Source organism: Vibrio casei (assembly GCF_002218025.2).
GTDB lineage: Bacteria > Pseudomonadota > Gammaproteobacteria > Enterobacterales > Vibrionaceae > Vibrio > Vibrio casei.
Genome location: NZ_AP018680.1, coordinates 2,177,073 through 2,193,357, shown reverse-complemented (window position 1 = coordinate 2,193,357; position 16,285 = coordinate 2,177,073). Strand labels below are relative to the sequence as shown.

Here is a 16,285-nt window from a genome sequence, read left to right as displayed (position 1 = left end):
CGTTTCTTTTGAGGTATCTTGTTGTGAGATGCCTTTTCTGAAAGTGGAGGCTTATTATGCGTTTTGACAAATTTACTAGCAAGTTTCAACTTGCTATTTCTGATGCGCAATCACTCGCGTTAGGACGAGATCATCAATTTATTGAACCTGTACATTTGATGCAGGCTTTATTGGACCAAGATGGTAGTACCATTCGGCCTATCTTCACCATGCTCGGTGTCGATGGTACCCAGTTGCGTTCAAAATTAAGCCAAGAATTAGACAAACTACCGAAAGTAACCGATACGGGCGGTGACGTTCAGTTGTCAAAGTCACTTGGCAATTTATTAAATCTTTGTGATCAATTTGCTCAGCAAAGAAAAGATGCGTATATCTCATCGGAAATTTTCTTGTTGGCCGCGGTGGAAGACCGTGGTCCTTTAGGCAAATTATTTAAAGATTTTGGATTAACGAAAGACAAAGTCTCTAAGGCGATTGATGAGATTCGTGGTGGGCAAAATGTTGACGATCCGAATGCGGAAGAAAAGCGTCAAGCCTTAGAAAAGTACACCATTGATTTAACGGAGCGAGCAGAGCAGGGCAAACTTGATCCTGTGATTGGGCGTGATGATGAAATTCGTCGCACCATTCAGGTTTTGCAACGTCGTACCAAAAACAACCCAGTATTGATTGGCCAACCGGGGGTTGGTAAAACGGCGATCGTCGAAGGTTTAGCTTTGCGTATCGTTAATAACGAAGTACCGGAAGGATTACGTAATCGTCGCGTGCTTTCGTTGGATATGGGCGCATTGATCGCTGGTGCAAAATACCGTGGTGAATTTGAAGAGCGCCTAAAAGCGGTATTGAATGAACTGGCGCAAGAAGACGGCAATGTGATTTTGTTCATCGATGAATTGCATACCATGGTGGGTGCCGGTAAGGGCGAAGGATCGATGGATGCCGGTAATATGCTAAAACCTGCTTTGGCTCGTGGTGAGCTTCACTGTGTGGGGGCGACGACCTTGGATGAATATCGTCAATATGTTGAAAAAGATCCCGCTCTAGAGCGTCGTTTCCAAAAAGTGCTGGTCGATGAACCTACGGTTGAAGATACCATTGCGATTTTGCGTGGTTTGAAGGAGCGTTATGAACTGCATCACCATGTTGAAATTACCGATCCGGCCATTGTCGCAGCGGCTACATTATCGCATCGATATGTATCGGATCGGCAGTTGCCAGATAAAGCGATCGATTTGATTGATGAAGCGGCATCGAGTATTCGCATCCAAATGGATTCTAAACCAGAATCGATGGATCGTTTAGATCGCCGTATTATTCAATTAAAAATTGAGCAGCAAGCACTGTTAAACGAAAGTGATGCGGCAAGTACCAAGCGCCTTGCCATTCTTAACCAAGAACTGGAAGAGAAAGAGCGTGAATATTCAGAGTTAGAAGAAGTGTGGAAAACCGAAAAAGCCTCACTTTCTGGCACTCAACATATTAAAACGGAACTGGAACAAGCCCGTTTAGATATGGATGTGGCTCGTCGTGCTGGTGATTTGCAACGAATGTCTGAGTTGCAATATGGCAAGATCCCAGAGCTAGAAAAGCAATTGGAGAATGCCTCACAAGCCGAGAATATTGAGCTGACATTGCTTAAAAATCGCGTGACGGATGCTGAAATTGCTGAAGTGCTATCACGCCAAACCGGTATTCCAGTATCGAAAATGCTTGAAGCGGAGAAAGCCAAATTACTTTCGATGGAAACAGTGTTACATGAACGTGTGATTGGCCAGAAAGAAGCGGTAGATGTAGTGTCGAATGCGATTCGTCGTAGTCGTGCTGGGCTATCCGATCCGAATAAACCGATTGGCTCTTTCTTATTCTTAGGTCCAACCGGGGTAGGTAAAACCGAGCTGTGTAAAACATTAGCGAACTTTATGTTTGATAGTGAAGATGCCATGGTTAGGATTGATATGTCGGAGTTTATGGAGAAGCATTCGGTGTCTCGTTTAGTCGGCGCGCCTCCGGGTTATGTTGGCTACGAAGAAGGTGGTTACCTAACCGAAGCGGTCCGCCGCAAACCTTACTCGGTGATTTTACTTGATGAGGTAGAAAAAGCGCATCCAGATGTATTTAATATTTTATTGCAAGTGTTAGATGATGGACGTTTGACTGATGGCCAAGGCCGAACGGTAGATTTTAAAAATACCGTGGTGATCATGACATCTAACTTGGGTTCCGATCGAATTCAAGAAAAAGCGATGACCTCGACGTATGAATCGATGAAAGCTGAAGTAATGGAGATCGTCAGCCAGCATTTTAGACCTGAGTTCTTAAACCGCGTGGATGAATGTGTGGTCTTCCATCCATTAGGACAAGAACAAATTAAGTCAATTGCCTCTATTCAACTGGATCGTCTACGTCAACGTATGGCGGAAAAAGAGTATGAATTAGAGGTGAATGAAGACGTGTTGTCTTTGGTTGCGGCAGTCGGCTTTGACCCGGTTTATGGGGCTCGTCCATTGAAACGTGCGATCCAACAAATGGTCGAAAACCCGTTGGCTCGTTCGATTCTGGCTGGGGAGCTAATTCCTGGGCAGAAAGTCCATCTAACGGTGAAAGATGATGAGATCGTTGCTCATCAATCTTAATTAAATCTTCAATGAATCAAAGGGAGCAATTATCTGCTCCCTTTTTTATTTGTTATTATTGAGCTTATTTCGCAAAATTCGCCTGAATTCTCATGTTCAAATACTCTTCGGCGGTCATTGCTTGATATTTTTTATTCGGCCCTTGAATTACTTGATCTTTATTGGCCTGACAGAAAAATGCCATGCTATAGCGTGAACCTTGATTTTCTTCAGGGTAGGGCATGCGAACGCGGTGCAATGTCGATTTTAACTTATCATCACTCCAACGCATTAACATATCGCCAATATTACAAGTGATCACGCCAGCTTGTGGTACTACATTACTCCACACTTGTTGATGCTGATAATCCTTCCCCGCGGCAACTTGTAATCCGCCTTGATTCGGTTGTTGGACTACCATAGTCAAACAATCAAAATCGGTATGAGCGCCCGCGCGCCAATGTTCTTCGCCTTGTGGCAGTTGCGCCATTGGTAAATAGTGAAGCAGCCTTAATGTACTTTGATATTGCTCTGAATTCGGTTGATGGACTTGCCTGAAAAAGTCGCGTTCAAATCCCAGTTTATCGGCAAAACAAGACAGGATGTTCATACCGAGTTGCCACGCTTGAGATTCAAAGTTGAGCATGTCTTGCTGGAAATTGGCTAAAGGCGCTTGGTCTGGCCATATCCCTTCCATGTGAGGGCGCGTGATTTGGTAGGATTCTTTTTGATCGGCAGTACCTGTAGAAGGGCGAACCTGTTGCTTGAATTCCCAACCGGCATTTTTCCCAGGCTTTAGGCTTAACGGCTGTTTTTGTTGTTGAGGAAGAGAGAACAATTGCTCGCTAAGTTGAAAAGCGTGTTCAATATCCTTTAGAGCAATGGAATGGTTTTTAATTTGAAAGAAACCGACTTGGGTGGCGGCTTGCCATAATGCTTCAGTGATCTCAGCTCGGCGAGATTCAAATTGGCTCATATTAATGATGGGAATATTGCTATGTTGTGCATCAATCCCTTTTCCGCCGATGGTAGTTTCAAATTGCAGTTCATCCAGTGCGTAAGCTGTAGTGGTCATATTATTTCTCCAATAGTTAAGCGTGTGCTTAGTGATTGGAGCAATGCCCAGCAATGGTTACCCATTACAGACCGCTTCTACTCCTGTTGTGTTTATTCTGTTATGTATAAGAAGGTTTACCAAACCCCATCATGTATTTGCGCCGCTTGCTCTTCCATCAGTGGACCAATGATTTCCATCGGTCGTTGTCCTGCTGAAAAAACAGTGCGACAAGGTAGATCTAAGGTTGGGTTCTCAGGGTGATTACCGGTGATTTGTTTTAGCCGATGTTCACTTAATCCGTAAACCACTCGCCCTACGCCCGCCCAATAAATCGCTCCGGCGCACATGGCGCAAGGTTCGGCAGAAATATACAGAGTGCAGTCTTTCAAATAATCAGGGCGATATTTTTGACTCGCTTCCGTCATAATTAATCGCTCAGCATGGCCGGTCATATCTTTATTTGGCAGATAGCCATTGATTTGTTCAAGCAGCACTTCGCCTTGAGCGTTGACTAAAATTGTTGCAAAAGGATGAATGCCTTGCTGCTTGGCTTTTTCAGCTAAATCGAGACTTTGCTGTAAGTGTTTTTTGTCTTGTTCTGGTGTCATGGCTCGCTCCTTAACCCTCTCTGTCAGACTAGTTGTCGCGCTTAATATTCAACCATTAAACAGAGGGCGTGGAGTAACAATGAAACATTATTCAGCGCAAAGCAAAGAGTCGGCTCTTCAGAAGATGATGCCTCCAAATAATATAGCAATAGCCCAATTATCAATCGAGATGGGGATTGGTGAATCAACCTTGTATAATTGGCGAAAACAAGCAATTGATAAGGGGCATTTAGTGCCAGGTGATGGAAAGAATGCTGAGCAGTGGTCATCAGCAAATAAATTCTCAGTCGTGTTGGAAACAGCCTCTTTAAATCAAGCTGAGTTAGCGGAATATTGCCGAGGCAAAGGTCTTTATGTGGAACAAGTATCGGCTTGGCGAAATGCGTGTATAGATGCAAACGCTAACGTTAAAGAGCAAGAAAAAGCCTTCTCCACCGAAACAAAGAAAGATAAAAAACAGATCAATCAATTAGAAAAGGAGCTACGTCGAAAAGATAAGGCACTCGCTGAAACCGCAGCACTATTGGTGTTAAGAAAAAAAGCAAATGCGATCTGGGGGGAAGCCGAGGACGAATGATCCTCGACTCAGCTCGCATTCAAGCAGTTAAACTAGTTAATGAAGCTGTGAGTTCTGGTGCGCCAAAGTTTAAAGCTTGCCGTGAACTTGGGATCAGTGTCCGGACGTATCAACGTTGGACTGTTGACGGGAACATAAAAACAGATGGTAGACCAATATCTCAGCGCCCTGAGCCAAAAAATAAGCTATCAAAAGCAGAGAGAGATAACATATTAGCCATCGTTAATAGCGATGATTTTAAGAGCTTACCACCAAGCCAAATCGTCCCTACATTAGCAGATGAGGGTATTTATCTTGCTTCTGAATCAACATATTATCGTGTTCTTCATGAAGAAAAACAGCAAAACGCTCGCGGACGTAGTCAGATAAAAGAGAGAAAAGTACCGACGACACACTGTGCTACAGGGCCAAACCAAGTGTGGTGTTGGGATATTACTTGGTTACCAGGCCCCGCTAAAGGGCTGCATTTTTATTTATATTTGATACTCGATATATTTAGTCGAAAGATTGTTGGATGGGAAATTCATGATGACGAATCAGCAGAAAATGCATCAATATTAATTAAGAAAGCTCATTTAAAAGAAGGAGTTAAAGATAATCCTCTGGTACTGCATTCGGATAATGGAAGCCCAATGAAAGGCTCATCAATGCTTGAAACACTTTATAGTTTAGGTGTCGTGTCGTCTTTTAATCGTCCTAGGGTGAGCAATGATAATGCTTATGCTGAGTCGATATTTAAAACGTGTAAATATCGCCCTGACTATCCGTATAAAGGGTTTTCAACAATTGATGAGGCGCGTAGTTGGGTGTTGAAATTTAGCCACTGGTATAATTTTAACCACAAACATAGTGGCATCAAATACGTCAGCCCACATCAAAGGCATTCAGGATTAGCGGGTGACATATTGGCTAATAGAAAAGAAGTTTATCAAGGTGCTAAAGATGCTCACCCTGAGCGCTGGAGCGGTAATATCCGTAATTGGGATTTACCAAAAGAAGTGTACTTAAACCCTGAACAAAATAGTGTCAAGGCTGAGAGTGCATAACGTAGTGATCGCGACAACTAGTTTGACAAACACCGTTAATGGCTTTTATCTTGAGGTAAACTCCAAGCGAAGAAACCTTTTTGGATCCAATGCGCGGATTTAAATAGCAGCATGCTCACCGCCGATAGAAAGACTAAGGCTGCAAAAGCTTGTGGGATCTTGAAGTATGATGTTGAGAATTGAACAAAGTAGCCTAGACCTTTTTCGGCAGCGACAAATTCTGAAATAACCGCGCCAATCACCGACAGCGTAATCGCCACTTTGACACCACTAAAGATATGGGGAATGGCATAAGGTAGGCGAATTTGCCAAATGGTTTTTGCTCGCGACACATTGAGTGACTTAGATAACTCGATTAATTCTGATGGGGTAGATAACATGCCAGTTGTCGCAGAAACCACTAATGGGAAGAAGGTAATTAAGCAGGTGATGGCTAAACGTGGAGCATCTCCTGTACCTAAAATCACAATAAGTAGTGGCGCAATGGCAACCACTGGTGTGGATTGTACGATTACCAGTAGTGGGAAAACCGCTTTAGTTAAAAACTTGGAGCTGACCATCATTATTGCTAAAGGAATACTGACTAACAGCGATAAGCCAAACCCTAATAATGCGATTCTTAATGTTGCCCAGAGATTATCGAGCCAGCGTTCAGCCGAGACTTGCATAAAGGCTTCTGCGATTGCCGATGGTGCTGGCAAAATAAAGTTAGGGATCTCAAATGTGCGGCAGATGATTTCCCATATCGGTAGAATAGCCAGCATCGCCAGTAATGGTAGGCTATTTTTATAAAGCTTTTTAATAGACATACTATTTCCTTATAGTGACGTCGTATGAATAAAGAGTATCGCTAGTTAGCTTTAGGCTAGGCGACAGTCCTTATTTGAGAGATATTGCTTTCGTTTTCTTGCTGAGTTGAAGGGGGTGAGTAAAAGTGCTCCCTGATTTTCCCTGTGTATTCAGCAAATAGTCGATGTTGAATTGTATCGAGTGTTCTAGGTCTAGGTAGATCGATATTAATTTCTTCTACCACGGTACTTGGACGAGGGCCCATCACTAGTACTTTGTCTGACAGTAAGACCGCTTCAGATATCGAGTGAGTAATAAATAACACGGTTTTAGGCTTCTCATTCCACAGGCGTAGTAACTCAAAGCCCATTTCTTCTCGGGTCAGTGCATCCAGTGCGGAAAATGGCTCATCCATAATTAAAATATCAGGATCAAGTAACAGCGCTCGTGCAATGCCTACTCGTTGTTGCATACCGCCGGAGAGTTGATCCGGCATGCTGTTATGAAAGTCTTTTAATCCCACTTTGTTGATCAGCTGTTTAGCAAAGTCACGCTCTTTATTGGTGATATGACCAAACTTATGTTTGAGTGGAAACAATACGTTTTCGAGTACATTCTTCCACGGCAGTAAGGTCGGCTTTTGAAAAACAATTCCGATGTCTTCTCTCGGTTCGGTGACTTGGCGGCCAAAGATTTCGACTTGGCCTTCGGTCGATTGCATGAGTCCTGAAAGTAATCTCAGCAAGGTGGATTTATCACAACCTGAAGGACCAACGATCGAAATAAACTGGTTCTTCTCAACATCAAAATTGACGTTGTTTAACACTTTTACCGAGCCATTGTCACTGTGGTAGGTGTGGCCAACTTGTTTGAAAGAAACAAAAGGGTTCATGATTTACCTCCCGGCATAAAGTCACGAGAAATAGCGCTTTCAGGATCAAACTTATTGACGTCGAGTTGTTGAGCTTCGGCTGTCCACTTCCAGGTTTCAGCAAGACGCTCTGGGGTAAAGGCACCGATGCCATCTCTATTACTGACTTCATTAATCACTAAGTCTTTAATCGACATAATAGTATCGGCGGCTTGTTGGGTATCCACTTCTGGCACCATTTTATGAACATCTTGCGCGCTTTGCTGCGGATGTTCCCATGTATAGGCAACGGCTTTTGCGTAGGCTTTGATAAAGCGTTTCGCGACATCGGGCTTTTTCGCTAAGAAACGATCACTGGCGATAAGTGAAGAGGAATAAAAATCTAACCCTGCATCATGCCAAGGTAGGATCTTCAATTTCTTTCCTACTGCTTCAGCTTGGCTTTGGTTTTTAACGGTATCGGTGACCCAAGAGATCATCACATCAGATTTGCCGGTGATCAGCATTGGATTGAGTGCGCCCGGATCGGCTTTGGTGACTTTCACGCTGCTTTCATCAACATGGTTTTTACGCAGTAGTAGGGGTAAGAATACGTTAGCAGAAGTGAAAGGAGAGGTTGCCACGCTTTTATTGGCAACGTCTTTGACAGAGTTAATGCCAGAGTCTTCCAATACATAAAAAGCATAAGGCGCTTTGCTGAAGACAGAATATACCGCTTTCACTGGCACATCATCATTGGCCTTGGCGACTAATAGTGACACGAGATCAGAAGAGCCTATGTCTGCAGTACCGGTGGCAACTTTAGTGATTGCATCGGTTGAATCTTTACCTTGGCGAATGGTGACATCAAGATCTTGCTCGGCAAAAAAGCCTTGCTGCACGGCAACATAAACTGGTGCTTTATCTCCCCCCGGTAGCCAGTCGAGTTGGAAGTTGACTTTGTCCGCGGCCAAGACATTGACGCTAGTGGATAGTGCAGCTGTGGTTAACGTTAAGTGGATGCATTGCTTGATTGAAAGTTTCATTTGGTTCTCCTTTACTCAATATAATTCCATATTGGCTTAATGATGATTCATATAGCACTTTGGCAATTTTTGGTAATGGTGAGCAATGTCCCGATGTTTTGCATCTAACCGCTTCTACTCACAGCTGTGGTTGTCACACATAGTTAATAGAGCAAACGCTATGCCAGATGCATATAAAAAAACGAAAAATAGATTTATTGTTAGAAATAACATTTATTTAACAGCTAACATTTTGCTCTACCTTTATATCTAGGGAGCGTTTTGGTGCAGTGGATTGCGTTGAAAAAGTGCAGAAAGTTAACTGTGCATTTATTTGGTGCAACATTTCTTATTCTGAACAATATAAAGCTATATATAGAGGGAATGACTTTCTGGCTTATTAATTGCTAGCTGAGTATGAATGTTATGTTAGATGAGTAGAAGCGGTTAGGTGCTTTGGCGCTGGGACATTGCTCATATCATGTCGAAAGATAGTGATGGAGTGATCATGAAATATCTAATTAAAAATGCACAAGGGATAGTTACGGAACAAACAGCAACAGATATAAGGATAGATAAGGGGGTAATAACGGAAATAGGCTCCGATCTTCTGCTGCAAGAAGGTGAACAGCTGATTGATGCCAGCCAATGTGTGGTTTATCCCGGCTTCGTCAATACCCACCATCATTTAGCTCAATCTATATTAAAAGGTATTCCTGCTGGACTAAACCAACCACTAGGTGATTGGCTTGCTAGTGTGCCTTATCAATATTGGCCAAAGATTACACCAGAAATAATGTACAGCGCAGCATGCCTTGGATTTTATGATTTGATTCGTTCTGGTGTGACAACTTGCGCGGACCACCATTATCTCTATCACGCGAAGACGTCACCTGAATTAGAAGCGGCAGTGTGGCAAGCGGCGGATGATATGGGAATACGTTTGGTACTTTGTCGAGGTGGCGCGACAACCAAAGGAACACACAAAGGACTCGCCAAAGCTGGAATTGAACCTGAATCTATCGATCTAATGCTACGACGCTTGGATGATAGCTATAGTCTATATCATCAAAATACCGATATGCCGATGCGGCAGTTGGTGGTGGCACCCACGAGTTTAATCCATTCATCTCCAGCTGAAGATTTAAAACAGCTCTCGTCTTTTGCACGCCAACGTAACTTAAGAATGCACTCTCATTTATTAGAGGTGGAGTTTGATCAGCAGCAGTCGTTATCTAAATACGAGAAAAGTGCTGTGGACTATGCCGCAGAATGTGAGTGGCTTGGTAGTGATGTTTGGTTTGCTCATTAGTGCAAGCTAACGAGCAAGACATAAGAACACTGTCTGAAACAAAAACCGGTATTTCACATTGCCCTACGTCTAATTGTCGATTGGGTAGTGGAATCGCCCCTATTATTGAAATGGAACAAGCGGGGATGAATATCAGCATCGGAGTTGATGGTTCGGCTTCTTCTGAATCGGGATCTATGCTTCAAGAGCTGAATCTAGCTTGGCTATTACATAGGGCGACTCATGGTGCCGCAAGTACGAGTCTAGAAAATGTCGTTAAATGGGGAACTCAAAATGGGGCTTCGCTATTAGGTTTAGATAAGGTAGGTAAAATAGAAGTAGGTTTTGCAGCTGATATTGTACTTTATGATTTAAATCAAGTTCGCTATCAAGGGGTTCATTCAACTTTATATGTGCCAATCCTATGTGGTGAACCTGCTCATATAAAGCTCAGTATGATAAATGGCAATGTGATTTACCAAAATGAAAGTTGTTTAGTTGATAAAGAAAGACTGATTGCTAATGCGCAATCCTCTTTTATCGATTTACTTACAAGGGTTGGCTGTTAATCTAACGGGGATTTATTTTTATTTCCCTCTTTTTCTGTGGAAAACCTGTGAGTTTAACTCGTGTAAATGTGTGTAAATAAAGCTTTGGTTGTAAATTGAGCGCTTAACACTTATTTATGTGTTTTTTTGAAAAAAGGGCTTGCCAATATGATGAGCTTCTCTATAATGCGCCCTCACTGACACGGAGCACACAGCCTAACGGCGCTGCGAGTCAGAGGTCAAAACCTTCTCAAAAAGGATTAGAAAATAAGTTTCAAAAAGTGTTTGACACCGAAGCTTAAATGACTAAAATGACCGACCTGTTCACTGAGGCGAAAGCCGAAAGAACAACGCTCTTTAACAATTTAAACCTATCAATCTGTGTGGGCACTCGTTGATGATAATCAAAAAGAATTATCAATGAACTGAGTGACCAAACGGCTATTAATAAGAACAGCTTTGAGCTTGTTTGATTTCACTTTTTAAAGTGAAAGTAATAATAGCGGCACAGTCAATTCATTATCATTTCCTGCTGGGAAATGATAATAAACTTTAAAGTTACTTCTTCTTTTTAAGAAGAATAAGTTTGAAGTCAGTAATCATTGAGCCGATGCGAAAGCATCAACAAAACTTTAATTGAAGAGTTTGATCATGGCTCAGATTGAACGCTGGCGGCAGGCCTAACACATGCAAGTCGAGCGGAAACGAGAAGTAGCTTGCTACTTCGGCGTCGAGCGGCGGACGGGTGAGTAATGCATAGGAAGTTGCCCTAACGAGGGGGATACCAGTTGGAAACGACTGTTAATACCGCATAATCTCCTTTCTGTTAAAGGAAAGAAGCAAAGCGGGGGACCTTCGGGCCTCGCGCGTTAGGATACGCCTATGTGGGATTAGCTAGTTGGTGAGGTAATGGCTCACCAAGGCGACGATCCCTAGCTGGTCTGAGAGGATGATCAGCCACACTGGGACTGAGACACGGCCCAGACTCCTACGGGAGGCAGCAGTGGGGAATATTGCACAATGGGCGAAAGCCTGATGCAGCCATGCCGCGTGTATGAAGAAGGCCTTCGGGTTGTAAAGTACTTTCAGTTGTGAGGAAGGTTTCGTCGTTAATAGCGGCGTTGCTTGACGTTAGCAACAGAAGAAGCACCGGCTAACTCCGTGCCAGCAGCCGCGGTAATACGGAGGGTGCGAGCGTTAATCGGAATTACTGGGCGTAAAGCGCATGCAGGTGGTTTGTTAAGTCAGATGTGAAAGCCCGGGGCTCAACCTCGGAAGGTCATTTGAAACTGGCAAACTAGAGTACTGTAGAGGGGGGTAGAATTTCAGGTGTAGCGGTGAAATGCGTAGAGATCTGAAGGAATACCAGTGGCGAAGGCGGCCCCCTGGACAGATACTGACACTCAGATGCGAAAGCGTGGGGAGCAAACAGGATTAGATACCCTGGTAGTCCACGCCGTAAACGATGTCTACTTGGAGGTTGTGGCCTTGAGCCGTGGCTTTCGGAGCTAACGCGTTAAGTAGACCGCCTGGGGAGTACGGTCGCAAGATTAAAACTCAAATGAATTGACGGGGGCCCGCACAAGCGGTGGAGCATGTGGTTTAATTCGATGCAACGCGAAGAACCTTACCTACTCTTGACATCCAGAGAAACCAGTAGAGATACAGGTGTGCCTTCGGGAACTCTGAGACAGGTGCTGCATGGCTGTCGTCAGCTCGTGTTGTGAAATGTTGGGTTAAGTCCCGCAACGAGCGCAACCCTTATCCTTGTTTGCCAGCGAGTAATGTCGGGAACTCCAGGGAGACTGCCGGTGATAAACCGGAGGAAGGTGGGGACGACGTCAAGTCATCATGGCCCTTACGAGTAGGGCTACACACGTGCTACAATGGCGCATACAGAGGGCAGCGAACTTGCGAAAGTAAGCGAATCCCAAAAAGTGCGTCGTAGTCCGGATTGGAGTCTGCAACTCGACTCCATGAAGTCGGAATCGCTAGTAATCGTGGATCAGAATGCCACGGTGAATACGTTCCCGGGCCTTGTACACACCGCCCGTCACACCATGGGAGTGGGCTGCAAAAGAAGTAGGTAGTTTAACCTTCGGGAGGACGCTTACCACTTTGTGGTTCATGACTGGGGTGAAGTCGTAACAAGGTAGCCCTAGGGGAACCTGGGGCTGGATCACCTCCTTACGAAAGATTTATTATTGATGAGTACCCACACAGATTGATTAGGTTTATATAGAAAAGAGTTTGAAAGCATCCCAATGCTTTCACCGTCCGTGTCCCGTTCGTCTAGAGGCCTAGGACACCGCCCTTTCACGGCGGTAACAGGGGTTCGACTCCCCTACGGGATACCATCTTCTTTAATGAAGATCTGGGTCGTTAGCTCAGTTGGTAGAGCAGTTGACTTTTAATCAATTGGTCGCAGGTTCGAATCCTGCACGACCCACCATTTCCTCCCACGGAAATGCTTACTTTAGGTAAGAAAACAATGTGGGCGATTAGCTCAGTTGGGAGAGCACCTGCCTTACAAGCAGGGGGTCACTGGTTCGAGCCCGGTATCGCCCACCACTCTTTAAATACTTTTACGATGCTTCGCATCCAATAACTACTTTGGATGGGAATTTTTGTCGCCAAGAGTCTTTAAAAAGTGGTTTGTTTGAAAAGAATAAACTCTTGCTCTTTAACAATTTGGAAAGCTGACTAGATAAACATTTACTGTTTATCTTAATAAAAGTTCTCAAATCTTATTGCTTGCTTGCAAGTAATAAGTAACAACACACATTCAAGTGTCTTGTATTCTACAAACCAGTAATGGTTTGTTCTATTGAGTCCGGCAAATCGTTTATTTTGGATTACCCTCCAAAATAAACAAAAACTAAACCTTATTTAGTTGACATACATAAAGACCCTTTTGGGTTGTATGGTTAAGTGAATAAGCGTACACGGTGGATGCCTAGGCAGTCAGAGGCGATGAAGGACGTATTAACTTGCGATAAGCGTAGATTAGGCAGTAAAAGCCACTTGAGTCTACGATTTCCGAATGGGGAAACCCACGTGCATAAGCACGTATTATTAACTCAATACATAGGTTAATAAAGCGAACCGGGGGAACTGAAACATCTAAGTACCCCGAGGAAGAGAAATCAACCGAGATTCCGAAAGTAGCGGCGAGCGAAATTGGATTAGCCCTTAAGCTTTATATGCGTCAGGTGAAGGCTCTGGAAAGTGCCGCGATACAGGGTGATAGCCCCGTAACCGACAACGCATACTAAGTGAAAACGAGTAAGGCGGGACACGTGATATCCTGTCTGAACATGGGGGGACCATCCTCCAAGGCTAAATACTCCTGACTGACCGATAGTGAACCAGTACCGTGAGGGAAAGGCGAAAAGAACCCCTGTGAGGGGAGTGAAATAGAACCTGAAACCGTGTACGTACAAGCAGTAGGAGCACCTTCGTGGTGTGACTGCGTACCTTTTGTATAATGGGTCAGCGACTTATATTTAGTAGCAAGGTTAACCGTATAGGGGAGCCGTAGGGAAACCGAGTCTTAACTGGGCGTCGAGTTGCTAGGTATAGACCCGAAACCAGGTGATCTAGCCATGGGCAGGTTGAAGATTGAGTAACATCAATTGGAGGACCGAACCGACTAATGTTGAAAAATTAGCGGATGACTTGTGGCTAGGGGTGAAAGGCCAATCAAACCTGGAGATAGCTGGTTCTCCCCGAAAGCTATTTAGGTAGCGCCTCGGACGAATACTACTGGGGGTAGAGCACTGTTAAGGCTAGGGGGTCATCCCGACTTACCAACCCTTTGCAAACTCCGAATACCAGTAAGTACTATCCGGGAGACACACGGCGGGTGCTAACGTCCGTCGTGGAGAGGGAAACAACCCAGACCGCCAGCTAAGGTCCCAAAGTATAGCTAAGTGGGAAACGATGTGGGAAGGCTCAGACAGCCAGGATGTTGGCTTAGAAGCAGCCATCATTTAAAGAAAGCGTAATAGCTCACTGGTCGAGTCGGCCTGCGCGGAAGATGTAACGGGGCTAAGCTATACACCGAAGCTGCGGCATCCTAGTTTACTAGGATGGGTAGGGGAGCGTTCTGTAAGCCGTTGAAGGTGAACTGAGAAGTTTGCTGGAGGTATCAGAAGTGCGAATGCTGACATGAGTAACGATAAAGGGAGTGAAAAACTCCCTCGCCGGAAGACCAAGGGTTCCTGTCCAACGTTAATCGGGGCAGGGTAAGTCGACCCCTAAGGCGAGGCTGAAAAGCGTAGTCGATGGGAAACGGGTTAATATTCCCGTACTTCTTATAAATGCGATGGGGGGACGGAGAAGGCTAGGTGGGCCTGGCGATGGTTGTCCAGGTTCAAGTGCGTAGGCTAATTTCTTAGGTAAATCCGGGAAATTGTTAGGCTGAGACACGATGTCGAGCTACTACGGTAGTGAAGTCATTGATGCCATGCTTCCAGGAAAAGCCTCTAAGCTTCAGTTTGTAAGAAATCGTACCCCAAACCGACACAGGTGGTCGGGTAGAGAATACCAAGGCGCTTGAGAGAACTCGGGTGAAGGAACTAGGCAAAATGGTACCGTAACTTCGGGAGAAGGTACGCTCTTGTTGGTGATGAGACTTGCTCTCTAAGCTGACGGGAGTCGCAGATACCAGGTGGCTGCAACTGTTTATTAAAAACACAGCACTGTGCAAAATCGTAAGATGACGTATACGGTGTGACGCCTGCCCGGTGCCGGAAGGTTAATTGATGGGGTTATCTTCGGAGAAGCTCTTGATCGAAGCCCCGGTAAACGGCGGCCGTAACTATAACGGTCCTAAGGTAGCGAAATTCCTTGTCGGGTAAGTTCCGACCTGCACGAATGGCGTAATGATGGCCACGCTGTCTCCACCCGAGACTCAGTGAAATTGAAATCGCTGTGAAGATGCAGTGTACCCGCGGCTAGACGGAAAGACCCCGTGAACCTTTACTACAGCTTGGCACTGAACATTGACCCTACATGTGTAGGATAGGTGGGAGACTTTGAAGCATTCACGCCAGTGGATGTGGAGTCAACCTTGAAATACCACCCTTGTAGTGTTGATGTTCTAACTTAGCCCCATTATCTGGGGTGAGGACAGTGCCTGGTGGGTAGTTTGACTGGGGCGGTCTCCTCCCAAAGAGTAACGGAGGAGCACGAAGGTGGGCTAAACACGGTTGGACATCGTGTGGTTAGTGCAATGGCATAAGCCCGCTTGACTGCGAGAATGACAATTCGAGCAGGTGCGAAAGCAGGTCATAGTGATCCGGTGGTTCTGAATGGAAGGGCCATCGCTCAACGGATAAAAGGTACTCCGGGGATAACAGGCTGATACCGCCCAAGAGTTCATATCGACGGCGGTGTTTGGCACCTCGATGTCGGCTCATCACATCCTGGGGCTGAAGTCGGTCCCAAGGGTATGGCTGTTCGCCATTTAAAGTGGTACGCGAGCTGGGTTTAGAACGTCGTGAGACAGTTCGGTCCCTATCTGCCGTGGGCGTTGGAAGATTGAAGGGGGCTGCTCCTAGTACGAGAGGACCGGAGTGGACGAACCTCTGGTGTTCGGGTTGTCATGCCAATGGCATTGCCCGGTAGCTAAGTTCGGAATCGATAAGTGCTGAAAGCATCTAAGCACGAAGCGAGCCCTGAGATGAGTCTTCCCTGGCGCTTTAAGCGTCCTAAAGGGTTGTCGGAGACTACGACGTTGATAGGTTGGGTGTGTAAGCGCTGCGAGGCGTTGAGCTAACCAATACTAATTGCCCGTGAGGCTTAACCATACAACACCTAAAGGGTTTTGGTTGGACTTAATAGATATATAAGACATGCTTGAATGAGTGTGAGAACGA

At 45.0% G+C, this 16,285-nt stretch carries 9 protein-coding genes, 3 tRNA genes and 2 rRNA genes; 9 read left to right on the top strand and 5 right to left on the bottom strand.

Features of this window, described 5'->3' with window-relative positions:
* The first annotated feature begins 56 nt into the window (after nucleotides 1-56).
* Nucleotides 57-2,633, top strand: coding sequence for an ATP-dependent chaperone ClpB (gene clpB, locus VCASEI_RS10320; protein WP_089110695.1), 2,577 nt, complete (start codon nucleotides 57-59; stop codon nucleotides 2,631-2,633).
* A gap of 64 nt (nucleotides 2,634-2,697) precedes the next feature.
* Here clpB and VCASEI_RS10315 read toward each other — a convergent pair whose 3' ends face one another.
* Nucleotides 2,698-3,687: an isopenicillin N synthase family dioxygenase gene (locus tag VCASEI_RS10315; RefSeq protein ID WP_089110696.1), complete on the bottom strand. Its 990-nt coding sequence runs from the start codon at nucleotides 3,685-3,687 to the stop codon at nucleotides 2,698-2,700.
* A gap of 116 nt (nucleotides 3,688-3,803) precedes the next feature.
* Complete coding sequence (locus tag VCASEI_RS10310; RefSeq protein WP_086961733.1) at nucleotides 3,804-4,277, bottom strand: nucleoside deaminase; 474 nt, start codon at nucleotides 4,275-4,277, stop codon at nucleotides 3,804-3,806.
* 79 nt (nucleotides 4,278-4,356) lie between these two features.
* Here VCASEI_RS10310 and VCASEI_RS10305 point away from each other — a divergent pair.
* A protein-coding gene (locus tag VCASEI_RS10305) for an IS3 family transposase (protein ID WP_110957763.1) occupies nucleotides 4,357-5,900 on the top strand; the annotation gives its coding sequence in 2 pieces (ribosomal slippage) (nucleotides 4,357-4,822 and nucleotides 4,822-5,900; 1,545 coding nt in all).
* Nucleotides 5,901-5,935: 35 nt separating this feature from the next.
* Here VCASEI_RS10305 and VCASEI_RS10300 read toward each other — a convergent pair.
* The 3 genes from VCASEI_RS10300 to VCASEI_RS10290 are packed head-to-tail and all read right to left on the bottom strand — an operon-like array spanning nucleotide 5,936 to nucleotide 8,585.
* A complete protein-coding gene (locus VCASEI_RS10300; RefSeq protein ID WP_086961732.1) occupies nucleotides 5,936-6,709 on the bottom strand; it encodes an ABC transporter permease in 774 nt (257 codons plus the stop codon).
* Between the two features lie 56 nt (nucleotides 6,710-6,765).
* On the bottom strand, nucleotides 6,766-7,581 hold the full coding sequence (locus VCASEI_RS10295; protein WP_110957790.1) for an ABC transporter ATP-binding protein: 816 nt from the start codon (nucleotides 7,579-7,581) through the stop codon (nucleotides 6,766-6,768).
* Complete coding sequence (locus VCASEI_RS10290; protein WP_110957789.1) at nucleotides 7,578-8,585, bottom strand: ABC transporter substrate-binding protein; 1,008 nt, start codon at nucleotides 8,583-8,585, stop codon at nucleotides 7,578-7,580. The genes VCASEI_RS10295 and VCASEI_RS10290 overlap by 4 nt, the downstream gene beginning before the upstream one ends.
* Nucleotides 8,586-9,072: 487 nt before the next feature.
* Between VCASEI_RS10290 and VCASEI_RS19770 the strand changes: the two genes are divergently transcribed.
* From VCASEI_RS19770 to VCASEI_RS10260, 7 genes are all read left to right on the top strand, one after another.
* On the top strand, nucleotides 9,073-9,876 hold the full coding sequence (locus VCASEI_RS19770) for an amidohydrolase family protein (RefSeq protein ID WP_264298570.1): 804 nt from the start codon (nucleotides 9,073-9,075) through the stop codon (nucleotides 9,874-9,876).
* Nucleotides 9,861-10,424: an amidohydrolase family protein gene (locus VCASEI_RS19765; RefSeq protein ID WP_264298569.1), complete on the top strand. Its 564-nt coding sequence runs from the start codon at nucleotides 9,861-9,863 to the stop codon at nucleotides 10,422-10,424. The genes VCASEI_RS19770 and VCASEI_RS19765 overlap by 16 nt, the downstream gene beginning before the upstream one ends.
* A 612-nt stretch (nucleotides 10,425-11,036) precedes the next feature.
* A 16S ribosomal RNA gene (locus VCASEI_RS10280) occupies nucleotides 11,037-12,593 on the top strand.
* A gap of 91 nt (nucleotides 12,594-12,684) precedes the next feature.
* Nucleotides 12,685-12,760 (top strand) — tRNA-Glu (locus VCASEI_RS10275).
* 19 nt (nucleotides 12,761-12,779) lie between these two features.
* A tRNA-Lys gene (locus VCASEI_RS10270) sits at nucleotides 12,780-12,855 on the top strand.
* Between the two features lie 43 nt (nucleotides 12,856-12,898).
* Nucleotides 12,899-12,974: transfer RNA gene (locus VCASEI_RS10265), tRNA-Val, on the top strand.
* Nucleotides 12,975-13,328: 354 nt separating this feature from the next.
* A 23S ribosomal RNA gene (locus VCASEI_RS10260) occupies nucleotides 13,329-16,216 on the top strand.
* The 16S and 23S rRNA genes sit together here with 3 tRNA genes alongside, the layout of an rRNA operon.
* The last annotated feature ends 69 nt before the right edge of the window (nucleotides 16,217-16,285 follow it).